Source organism: Flavobacterium sp. KBS0721, from assembly GCF_002007065.3.
Lineage (GTDB): Bacteria > Bacteroidota > Bacteroidia > Flavobacteriales > Flavobacteriaceae > Flavobacterium > Flavobacterium piscis.
On the sequence record NZ_CP042170.1, the window covers coordinates 3,502,943 to 3,514,892 of the forward strand.

The following is an 11,950-nucleotide window of genomic DNA, read 5'->3' on the forward strand; positions in this document are numbered from 1 at the left end:
TAAAAAAACTTAACGTAAAACAATGTTCACGTTTTTTTTGCGACGATTTGCAAAAAGTAATTCGTGAATTCGTGGCTGAAAAATTTTTCTAAAAAACTTTACAAACCACTAAACTTTAAAAACTATATAAATGAAAAAAATGTTTATTCATCGCTCTTTAAGTTTGCTGATACCTGCACTATTTTTTGCACAGGTCAGCGTTAAAGCACAAAATGAAGGACTTTCTCTGAAGTCAAAAGACAATCTAAATAAAATTGAATTGTCTTTAGCCGAAGGAGGAAAGCTGTCTTATAAAGTTACCCGCAAGGATAAAACGATAATTTTAGATTCTCCGCTTGGTTTGACTTTCGAAAACAATGATTTTACATCTGCTTTATCGGTTGTAAAAGTTTCAACTGTTGAAGAAAAACGTGAAAAGTACGAGCTTAAGGTTGCTAATAATAAAGTCGCAGATCATGTTTTTAAAAGCAAAAGCGTAACATTCAAAAACAACCAAGGCGCTTTAATGACAATAGATTTAATTGCCGGCGTAGAAGGCGTTGCTTTTCGATATAAGTTTACTGAAAAGGAAGATCAAAAAAGAGTGGTTACCAATGAAATTACAGGATTTCATATCGAACAAAATGCAAAAGGCTGGCTTCAACCGTATAATAAAGCAGGAGATTATACGCCAGGTTATGAAGATTTTTATGTTAATGTAAAGTCAGGCGATCCAATAAGTGGTGCGCGAAATGAATCTGTAGGTTGGTGTATGCCGGCGCTTTTTAATGTAAATAATACTAAAAACTGGGTTTTAATTGCAGAATCAGGAGCAGACGGCACATTTCCGGGCTGTCATTTATTACCGGATGCTAAGAATGGAATTTACAGCATAGGATTTGCTAAAAAAGACGAAAAATTTACCCTGCCTTTGCCGGATAAAGAGGCATATCCAGAATCAAATTTATCATGGACAATGCCTTGGAGAGTAATTATGATTGGTGATAAAGCCGGTGATATTTTATTGTCGACGATGATTACCGATTTGGCTCCAGCCTCTAAAATTGAAGATACTTCCTGGATTGTACCGGGAAAAGCAGCCTGGTCTTGGTGGTCACATCCTGAAGATTTTACGCCAGAGATGTACAATAAATTCACGGATGTTTCGGCTTCGTTTGGGTTCAGATATACGCTTTTTGATGCCGGATGGGAAAAAGCCAATAAAGAAGGAAAAATTATTGATTATGCTTTGTCAAAAGGAGTTCAACCATTAGTTTGGGGATATTCGGCAGAATATTTTGATTCGCAAAAAAGAAAAAACAGGTTTAAGGAACTGGCAAATATGGGCGTAAAAGGTGTTAAAATAGATTTTTGGTGTTCAGATCGTCAAGAGGTTATGGCAGCGCTGCAAGGCGTTTTTGAAGATGCCGCCAAAGAGCATTTATTGGTAAATTTACACGGTACAACAATACCAAGAGGCTGGCACAGAACCTGGCCTAATTTTGTAACGGCAGAAGCTATTTTAGGGACCGAAAGTTATTTTTATGAGCCAAGATTTCCGGAAAAAGCAGCAGAACAAAATACGGTATTACCGTTTACAAGAAACGTAGCCGGACCAGCAGATTATACGCCGTTTGCGTTAACTTTTAGAAAATATACACGTTTAAATACTGCAACACACGAACTTGCAATGGCGATGATTTATACCTCGGGTGTTATTCATTTTGCCGATTCGGAAGAGGTTTTTAATTCACTTCCTGATGCACTTAAAAATTTATTGAAAGAGATGCCTGCAACCTGGGATAAAACAGAATATATAATTGCAGATCCGGGTAAAGCAATCGTTTTATCACGCCAAAAAGACAATCTTTCTTATATTGTTGGGATAAATGGTACAAATGCAGCAGAGCCAATTTCTATAGATCTTAAGAAATACGGTAAAGGTTTTTCGAAATTCAGAATTATCTCCGAAGGAAAAGATCCTTTAATGGAATTTAAAGTTGAAACATATCCTTTAACTTCAAAATGGCAATATAATTTAGCTCCAAAAGGCGGATTTATTATTCAGTTTATAAAGTAAGTAAGTTTTTTTTTAACCGCAAAGCACGCAAAGTTTTTTGCTAAGCAGGATTTTATAAAACGCAAAGTTCGCAAAGCTATATGTAGAAATAGCTTGGCGAACTTTGCGTAAAAACCTTGCGTGCTTTGCGGTAAAAAAACTTTGCGGTTAAAATACCCTGCGGTTAAAATTCCTCCATCCAAAACCAATCAACAATAAATTGAAAAATAGTAAAGGCAAAAAGGCTTTGGCAAAACTGATTTCTGACGGATCATGAAACGTTTTAACTTTAAATTTAGACCAGTTTTCTTTACTGACATCGGCATTATCAAAGATTTTTGGATAAAAATACAAACGCATTTTTTCGTGAAATAGCTTTGTTTCTTTCAAAAATAAAAGCTGATTTCCTAAGTCAGATTGGGCAATTTCGTTGAGTTGAAGCTGCGTATGTAAGGTAGGAATAAATTGCGCTATAAGCTGACTCGCTTTATTGCGTTGCTGTAATTTATGCTCTAATTCCTGAGATTGTTTCGCCGAATCATCATCGCCGGCTTGTTGCATGGCGTAATACCAAAGCCAGCTGAATTCCTTATCCGGCAAAGGATAAGTTTTAAATTGCGGATAATGATTGTAGAATTTATCCATCGTTATTTTTTTATCCATATCCCATTTTTCATGATAGGCATTTCGTTGTTTTACCGTTAGTTCCAAAGCTTCGGGAATTGGAAATTTATTGACAATATAAGTATTGATTACGGCTGGTAAAATAATAATCAAAAACAACCAAATTGTTAATAAAATAACCGCATTAAAGTTGGAATTCTTCTGTAAGGAAACAATGAAAAAGCTAATAGCAAACCAAAAAAGAATGTACAGAATTCCGAGTCCGTAAAATGTAAAAAGTGACTGGTTTAGCGGAATATTCAAAAACAGAACGGCTATAAAAAGCACGAACGTTAAAAGTGCAATCAGACTTAAAATACGGATATAAAACAACTTTAGGATGTACAAAAAAGTGTTTTGGCTTTGAGTAGCGACAATTTTCCAGGTGCCGCTTTCTTTTTCTTCTGAAACCAGATTATAAGAAAACGCAATTATTAAAAGCGGAAAAAGATAAATCAAAACAAAACTAAAATCGATATTTCCGGACAAAAGATTATTCGGATTGTTAAGTTCCGAATCGTATTTCTGACCTTCTAAACCGCGAATGGTAACACTTTGTATCGACGGGTTTACATCTCGCTGGCCAATTGCCAGACTATTAACGGGCAAAGTTGCATTAACCAGCGAAAATTTGATGTAATAGAGCAGAAGCCCCATTTCGTCTTTATGAAAAGCAGCATTTCGGGCAATATGTTCTTTTTGATAAAGTGCCGCTTCTTTGATATTATTTTGTTGCTTTTGCTGAAATTGTTGTCCAATTAAAAGGCTTATAAAACAAATTACTAAAAGGAAAATCAGTCCAATTTTGGTTCCTTTAGATCGTATGAAATTTTTAAAAAGTAATGCTAACATATTAAATGGCTTTAAGGTTTTTAGCTGCAATTCGAATCAAAACAAAAAGCATTATTATCCAGAGAATTATAGAGATAACAGAAACGATTTCGGATTTTAAAACTTCCAGAATTCCTTTTGGTTCATAGTGAAATTCGGCCACATCAGCCCAATGTTCTTTGTTGATTGTTAAAGGTTTGTCATTAGGACCAGGTTTTTTATTACTGATGTATTTTACCTGCAAACCATTCATTTTTTGAGCCATGTTATAGCGATACTCTTCGGCCTGTTTTTGAAAATCGATATACGAATCATAATCGGTATTCGATAATCCCATCGATACGTTTTTTATCGCGATATAGGGATTTAAAAAAGAAACGGTTTTAGAAAAACTATTCTGCTTTTTATACACTTCAAGTAATTTTTCTAAATGCTGATTGTATATTCTGGAGCTTATTTTTTCGCCTTCGGTCATAATAAATCCGGAATAATTGAAAGGCAGTTTTTGTACCGAATCGACTTTGTAAACGCTTAAAAGAGAATCCTTAATGGCTTTATAATGCAAATCATTCGGATTATGGCTGTCTCCTTGTTTAAGAATGTCTTTTTCGATATCACTCTGAAACTGGATTTTCGATGGCGCTTCAAAAATATAAGCTCCAATTGCCTGAGTGGTTCTTGGTAAAATAATGGTAAAAACCAGCCAAATTCCAATCAATGAAATCAATGCTTTTTTTGATGTTTTGCTTGATGCAGAAACTAAAACGGCAATGATGCAAAAGAAGATCAGATAAACAAAATGAAACAAAATAAACAACAGCATTTTGATGGTTTCATCAGCAGAAATGCTAAAATTCTGAAGCAGTAACCAGATCAAAACCAATACAATAATCGTGGGAACGAAAAGAATCATGATCACGCTGGCAATTCCGAGTATTTTACCTCTTATTAATTGTTTCCAGCTAATTCCCTGACTTAAAAGCAATTTTAAAGTTCCGTCTTCTCTTTCGGCGGCTATTGCATTAAAACCTAAGAAAAAGATCAATAAGGGCAATAAAATTTGCAAAACCATGGCAATACTAATTTCTCCAAATCGAAGCATACTGTTCGAAAATCCTGCTTCAGAGAAATTGGCGGTATTTTGTTTGTGCGCTTCGAGAAAAATGGCATTCCCGAAAAACGGTTCCATTCCAAATTCAAAAACACTCAATGGCGTACTTTTTCTGAAGGCAAAATTTCCGTAATGCGCCATACGATGCGGGTTTTTGTCCGGATTTTTCAACCAGTCTTCTCTGGATTCGTGCTGGTATTTTTCGCTGGTTTCGTTTTGATTGCTATAATTTTCCCAACCTGAAAACGCAGCATAAAGTAAAATGATCCCAATAAAAAGGGTAATAATAAAAACTGCCGTATTCTTAAAAACGGAGTTCTTTAAATGTTTGGCGATTAAAATTTCTATGTATAATGATTTCATACCAATTAAAATTTATAAGTTACAGTCAGGCTAAAATTTCTGGGAGCACCGGGAAATAATCTCAGGTAATTCTGAGCACCTAACCAATATGTTTTATTGAATACGTTACCCGCATTAAGCGCAATTTGCATATTGCTTTTGTTGGGTTTGTAGTAAACAGCGGCATCAAAAACGGTAAAATCAGGAAGTGTAAAAGCTCTTGTAAACCACGGCACTTTGCTGCTCTGGTATTGCATGCCAAAACCAACTCCTAAATCCTTCAGACCCGAATCGGAATTGAAATTATAACGTGTCCATAAATTGGCGCTGTTTTTTGGCGTATTTTGCTTTCGGGCACCAATTAGCGAAGCATCGCGATCGTTTGTAATTTTGGCATCGATATAACTGTACGAAGCATTTATTTGCCAGTCGGCCGTGATATAACCTGCCAGATCACACTCGAAACCGCGACTTCTTTCAGCACCTCTGGTAACCAGTAAATCTGGATTGGCCGGATCATTGGCATTCATCAAAATATTACGCTGATTGATCTCGTAAACTGCTGCATTAAAACTCATCGAATTATTGAAGAAAGTCGCTTTTAAACCCACTTCTTTCAAATTACTTTCAAGCGGATCAAACAAACTTCCGGCAGGTAAAGACCCGGTTTGTGGCATCAAAGTCACTGTATTCGATTGTGGCTGATAACCTTCTAGATAAGTTGTGTAGACATTAATTTCATTATTAATGGCATAAGTGACACCCACGCGAGGCAATAAAGCCGACTTTTTAACCGTCAATTCATTGTTGGATTCATAATTGGTAATGTCTTCAAACCATTCGTTTCGTAAACCCAGTAAAAAAATAAATTGCTCCCACTGAATCTGATCCTGAATATAAATGGCATTTGTCGTTGTCAATGCTGATGGCAGCGCTGTTCTAACATTTAAGGTATAATCATCTGCGCTTGTAATGGTATACGTTGGATTATTCAAATTGAAATAATTGACATTGGGTTTTGGTAAAATGACACCATCAATCGTCGTCGTTTGATAATTGGCAGCGTTTGCCGGAACAAAAGTACCCGCTACAGTTCCGTCTTTTAGTACATAACCTCTTGCTGCATTTTGTCCGCCGCCTTTGGTTTTATTCCAAGAACTTAAATCGTATCCAGCCAATAGTTTATGTTTGATTTTTCCGGTTTTTAGATCGAAATTAAAATACGCACTCAAATTATCGATATCCCAATATTGCTGACGTTGCACAAATTGCATCATGGCCAGACTGGTTACCGGCTGATTGTTCATATCAACCGCAAAACCGTTTGTCGTTCTGTGTTCCTGAAGATCTTCTGTCCAGGATTGTTTCATGTATTGGGCATTAAAACCTATTTTAGAACTGAATTTATGAGCGAAACTGGTCGTAAAAATCATTTCTTTCGACTTGAAAAAATCGCTGGGAGCGCCCAAATTTAAACTAATTGGTGTTTTATTTAAATTCGTAACTCCTGCAACCGCACCAAAAATAGGCTGACCACGATCGAGAATTCCGGTCATGTCGCTCAATATCAATTCAGTATTAATAGCCGTTTTTTCATTTGGAATATAACTGAAAGACGGAGAAATCAAAAACGACTTATTATTCACTAAATCACGAAATGATTTGGCTTCCTGATAGGCTCCGTTTACACGGTACAAAAGAGTTTTAGATTCGTTAAGAGGTCCCGTAAAATCTAAGCTTCCGCGGAAAGTACTAAAACTCCCTACACTCAGACTCACTTCTTTTCGATCGATAGATAAAGGTTTTTTAGTCACCAAATTGATGCTTCCGCCCGGATCTACAGAGGAAAATGTGGCACTCGACGGACCTTTAATCACTTCAACACGTTCGATATTGGTAGTTAAAGGCTGTAAAAAGTAATATTGACGGGTTCGCATTCCGTTGATGATCTGTCCTTCTTCATTTTGACTGATACCGCGAATCGTATACTGATTGTAATAACTCGCCGGAATCACGCCACTGGCCATCTTTACGGCATCGGCAAGATAAAAAGCGCCTTTATCAGCAATTAACTCTTTGGTGATTGTCGATATTGATTGCGGAATATCTTTGTTTAAAGCCGCAGTTTTTGTGGCAGCAAACGAATAATCGCTGTTGTATTTTTTTGATGAACGACCAACTATTTCAACTGTTTGCAATTCATTTCTGGCCACTTTTACAGAGTCTGGCGCAATGCTGTCTTTGGTTTTTTTGTTAATGATTTGAGATTGTACGCATTGAGTACCAATGATTAAAAATATAAAAGGATATATATGTTTCATTTTATGTTAATGGAAATTATAATTCCTTTTTATACCGTTTGTAAATACAAGTCTTCCAGTTCATTTGCCGATATTTTATCGGCTTCAATAACTGTTACCAGATTGCCTTGTTTCATGATCCCAATATGCGAAGCAACTTCTCGGGCTCTGAAAATATCGTGTGTAGCCATCAAAATTGCCGTTCCGTCTGCAGAAAGTTCTTTCAGGATTTGCGAAAATTCGTTTGAAGCTTTTGGATCTAATCCGCTTGTAGGTTCATCCAGCAACAATACTTTTGCTTTTTTGGCAATGGCAATAGCAATACCTACTTTTTGACGCATTCCTTTAGAATATCCGCCAAGATTTTGTTCGTGAGCTGTGACTTGTAAACCTGCTTTAGTCAGGAAGTAAGTCAGTTCGCCTGTAGAATATTTAAATCCGGCAAGAGATGAGAAGAATTTCAGGTTTTCTAAACCGGTAAGATTAGGATATAGCATTACAGTTTCAGGAATATAAGCAACATATTTTTTGGTTTCCTGAGCATTTTCTATAACCGAGATATTGTTGATTTTCAATTCTCCTTCTGTTGGCTCAATAAAACCCAGAAAGAGATTAATTGTAGTCGTTTTTCCGGCACCATTCTGACCTAAAAGCGCAAAGATTTCACCTTCTTTAATGGTTAAATTCAATTTATTCAAAGCAGTATGTTGGCCATATTTCTTGGTCAGGTTTTCAGCTATAAGCATAGTTTTTATGTATTTGGAATGATTTAATTTTGTTTTTCAGTCGCGGTTTTTTCAGTCGCAGTCTCAAGTCTCAGTCGCAGTTATTGACAGTCGCAGTCACAGTTTAAATTGCGAGGATAGTGGTAGTTTACTACGGTTTTTGTAGAAAGAAATTAATTTGTCTTTGAAAATAAGAATGATCAGCTAATCTTAATAAAGTAAAAAAACATAACCAACGGTTTCAACCGTTGGGGTGCATTTATTATCACATTTCAATATGACGTTTCAATATGACGTTTCAATATGACGTTTCAATATGACGTTTCAATATGACATTTTTCAATATCACATTTCATTGTCAATAACTTATCCCAAGATTGAAATTTTAGACTATTATTGAAATAATAAAAAGAGAATATTGAATTCTTTCTCACTATTAAATGCTTAATTCTAAAGTTCAAATGTGTGTTGATCCGGAAGAAGCATTCTTAATTTTTCGAATAAAATGTAGTAAACTAAATTAGGGCAGGAGGCGCTCTAAGGGCAAAAAGACTGCCTTTAAAGAAGGTTGAAGCCACTTTTGTATTAAAGAATACACAAGAAGTTTGGGTATTTACCTTTTGAAAAGATAAAGATTGAAATGTGTTGGGAATAAATGTGCTAAAAGCAAAGTGACAAATGTGGCAATTGCCGTCGACAGTGTGACTGTGTGTAATTTGTTTTTGTCCTTCAACATATTGATGATCACAAGGTTTCTCTGTGAGTTGCTTGTAAATATGCTCATAAGAATGCACAGTCTGAAACAGCATTGCGAACAATACAGTCAAAGACATAAAAAGATTAATTAAGACAATTTTCTTTTTCATTCTTGTTTTGGAAATCCTTTGTTTATGGCGAGTACATGAGTTTTTAACTAACGCAACTCGGTTGCAAAGATAGATATCTTAATTAAAAAAGTACCGGAATTGAATATTAATTTTAAAAATAGAAACTCAAAATAGTAAATGCTTCTTCTTAAAAATTACTATACAACAATTGCAGCGTATGAAAATCAGAAGATCCGTCGAAATATTTATCTAATACTTCCTCAAATATGGGTTCCGAATTTTGAACGCTGGCAAACAAAGTCATACACGATTGTAATTTTTCATTATCAGGATTTCCAAAAATATCTTCAGCCGTTTTTTCGTCTGTTTTGATTAATTCGGCCGTAATTTCGATAAGATGTTTCCCCAGAATGGGATGTTCAAGGAAAGCGATTGCTTCATCAGCATTTTTAATTTCGTAGAATTTTGAGGTATCACAAGAGCCAAGCCCTTTTATCTGCGGAAAAATAAACCACATCCACGGAGATTCTTTTTTACCTTTTTTAATTTCTGAAAGTGCAGACAGGTATAATTTATTTTGCGCGTCAAGAAAACGAACCAATTCTTTATTATTGTAAGCCATTATGTACTGATTTTATTTGGGGCAATCAGGTCGTAAAACTACTGAAAATAAATAAAGTGAAGTATTCTGAAAGTTTTTTTTACGTCTCTTTTTTTCTATATATTAAGCGGGAAATTATCTGTAGTATTTATCGGAAATTTTAGCTGGTTTGAGAGAAATTTTTGTTTTAGAAGTAAAGAAAATAATCTCGCGCAATCCCGATAGCTATCGGCAGCAAAGGCGCAGAGTTTTTATTTGATTCTTTTAAGTTTTTAACTTGGCGCCTTCGCCTTTGCGCGAAATTGTAGAAGTATATAGAATGTAAAAAAAATAATCTCGCAATCCCGATAGTTATCGGGAGCAGTGCCGGAAAGTTTTTATTTGATTCTTTTTAAGTTTTTTAACTTGGCGCCTTTGTGTCTTTGCGCGAGATTTAGGCGTATATAGAATGCAAAAAAAAAAATAATCTCGCAATCCCGATAGCTATCGGCAGCAGAGTCGCAAAGTTTTTATTTTGATTTTTAAATCATTTTAATCTTTTAATCTGTGGCAAAATAAACCTTGCGATCTTTGCGAAAAACCTTTGCGACCTTTGCGGTTAAGAAAAATCCAATAATAGTAAACTTCTAATAATATAAATGTTTTCACATTATTATTCCTGTTAACAAAGCTATTTTTTGTTACATATCCCGGAAATGGTGAGAGATCTTGTTATAATATTTCTATTTTTACTAATAGAGTTTCATTATCTGCTTAGATAATAATTGATTTTTTGATTTGACATTAGTTTTAAAAAATGTCAATTTCTGTAAACGGGCGTTCTGTCCAATAAAAAAATAAAATATGAAAATAGGATTAATCGGATTTGGAAAAACTGGAAAATCAGTAGCATCAATACTACTTGAAAACAAGAAATTTTGCCTGGAATGGGTTTTAAGACAAAATACTGTTTTAGAACACAGATCAGTGCCCGAATTTTTTGGAATTCAGTCAGACGAACCCGGATTAATCTATTCCAGTTCAAAAACTACGATGGAAGAGTTGTTAGACAAACATCCGGTTGACGTAATTATCGATTTTTCGTCTAATGAAGGGATTTATACGTATGGAGAACTTGCCGCAAGCAGAAACATTAAAATTATTTCGGCCATCTCACATTATAAAGACAAAGAATTGCAATTATTAAAAAAACTAGCCCATAAAACCACCGTATTTTGGTCGCCGAATATTACACTTGGAGTGAATTATCTGCTTTTTGCGGCTAAATTTTTAAAAAAAATTGCGCCATGGGTGGATATTGAAGTTAATGAAGAGCATTTTAAAATGAAACAAGGAACATCGGGAACGGCTGTAAAAATCGCAGAAGCTTTGGATGTTGATAAAGAAAATATCAATTCGGTCAGGGCAGGAGGAATCGTGGGTAAACATGAAGTAATCTTTGGTTTTCCGTATCAAACGGTTCGGTTAATTCACGAGTCGATTTCGAGAGAAGCTTTTGGCAACGGAGTTGTTTTTGTGGCCGAAAATTTAGAACACAAACAAAAAGGATTATACAATTTTGAAGATATTTTGACTCCTTATTTTACTGTTTAGTTTTATTGCTAGTTGTTTTGCTAGTTGTTTTGCCACAAAGGCACTAAGACACAAAGTTTTTTAATAAGGTGTAAAATAATCTCGCAATCCCGATGGCTATCGGCAGCAGAGACGCAAGTTTTAACCACAATCTTGTCATTTCGACGGAGGAGAAATCTTCGCAAGTAACTCCGCAACGAAAACCCAATCTTTGTTCAGCTTCTCTCGAAGATTTACTTCGTCTGTTCGCTATCGCTCGAGTCTCCTTCGATGAAATGGCAAAAAAAACATCAATAATTTGCACGAAATTCTCATTTCTATTGCAAAAAAAAAACTTATTTCCTTTACTATTTTAACCCGACAGGTTTTTTAAAATCTGTCGGGTTTATTGTATGCGCTAATTTGATTCGAATAATAATTAATTCAAAATTACTTGATATATCAAATAAATAATTATATTTGATATATCAAGTAATTTTAAAGTTAAGGAATTATATATGAGTCAGAAAACCCCAACAGGAACAGTTCTCTACACAATAGAACAAGCGATAAAAGAATACAGGAAAGTGTGCCAAAAAAATATTCAGAAGATTGTAAGTGACATTACAGTCGATCAATGTTTGGTATTGATTATCTTAAACGATAACGCAAAAATTTCTCAGATAGAAATAGCCAGATTAATTTTTAAGGATAACGCATCGGTTACAAGAATAATTGAATTGATGGTAAAAAAAGATTATCTGACCCGGGAAACAGATGAATTGGATAAAAGAAAAACCAAACTAAAAATTACTAAAAAAGGCAGCGATACCATTGTTCTTTTGACTCCTGTTTTTAAACTTAATCGTAAAACAGCCCTTAACGGATTGTCAACGGATGAAATCGAATTACTGGACCAAATCCTTCATAAAATAATTTTAAACTGTAAAACTTCATAAAA

At 34.9% G+C, this 11,950-nt stretch carries 9 protein-coding genes; 3 read left to right on the forward strand and 6 right to left on the reverse strand.

The features are described from left to right. The first annotated feature begins 130 nt into the window (after positions 1 to 130). On the forward strand, positions 131 to 2,059 hold the full coding sequence (locus B0M43_RS15230; protein ID WP_078007464.1) for a glycoside hydrolase family 97 protein: 1,929 nt from the start codon (positions 131 to 133) through the stop codon (positions 2,057 to 2,059). A 147-nt stretch (positions 2,060 to 2,206) separates the two neighbouring features. On the opposite strand, the gene B0M43_RS15235 is transcribed toward B0M43_RS15230, so the two are convergent. From B0M43_RS15235 to B0M43_RS15260, 6 genes are all read right to left on the reverse strand, one after another. Next, positions 2,207 to 3,553, reverse strand: a complete 1,347-nt coding sequence (locus tag B0M43_RS15235) for a DUF3526 domain-containing protein (RefSeq protein ID WP_078007463.1) — start codon at positions 3,551 to 3,553, stop codon at positions 2,207 to 2,209. A 1-nt stretch (position 3,554) separates the two neighbouring features. Next, positions 3,555 to 5,006, reverse strand: coding sequence for a DUF3526 domain-containing protein (locus tag B0M43_RS15240; protein WP_078007462.1), 1,452 nt, complete (start codon positions 5,004 to 5,006; stop codon positions 3,555 to 3,557). A gap of 5 nt (positions 5,007 to 5,011) precedes the next feature. Next, positions 5,012 to 7,306, reverse strand: coding sequence for a TonB-dependent siderophore receptor (locus B0M43_RS15245; protein ID WP_078007461.1), 2,295 nt, complete (start codon positions 7,304 to 7,306; stop codon positions 5,012 to 5,014). A gap of 29 nt (positions 7,307 to 7,335) precedes the next feature. Further along, positions 7,336 to 8,031 (reverse strand): ABC transporter ATP-binding protein, encoded by a 696-nt coding sequence (locus B0M43_RS15250; RefSeq protein WP_065449719.1) that lies wholly within the window; start codon positions 8,029 to 8,031, stop codon positions 7,336 to 7,338. Positions 8,032 to 8,525: 494 nt separating this feature from the next. Continuing rightward, positions 8,526 to 8,876 carry a hypothetical protein gene (locus B0M43_RS15255; RefSeq protein WP_078007460.1) on the reverse strand — a complete coding sequence of 117 codons (351 nt, stop codon included), beginning with the start codon at positions 8,874 to 8,876 and terminating at the stop codon, positions 8,526 to 8,528. Positions 8,877 to 9,024: 148 nt separating this feature from the next. Beyond that, entirely contained in the window at positions 9,025 to 9,459 is a 435-nt protein-coding gene (locus tag B0M43_RS15260) for a DUF1810 domain-containing protein (RefSeq protein WP_065449721.1), read from the reverse strand. An 822-nt stretch (positions 9,460 to 10,281) separates the two neighbouring features. Between B0M43_RS15260 and B0M43_RS15265 the strand changes: the two genes are divergently transcribed. Next, the gene (locus B0M43_RS15265) at positions 10,282 to 11,031 is read left to right on the forward strand and encodes a 4-hydroxy-tetrahydrodipicolinate reductase (protein WP_078007459.1); all 750 of its coding nucleotides are present in this window, start codon (positions 10,282 to 10,284) and stop codon (positions 11,029 to 11,031) included. Positions 11,032 to 11,507: 476 nt separating this feature from the next. Further along, positions 11,508 to 11,948 (forward strand): MarR family winged helix-turn-helix transcriptional regulator, encoded by a 441-nt coding sequence (locus B0M43_RS15270; RefSeq protein ID WP_078007458.1) that lies wholly within the window; start codon positions 11,508 to 11,510, stop codon positions 11,946 to 11,948. Positions 11,949 to 11,950: the final 2 nt, after the last annotated feature.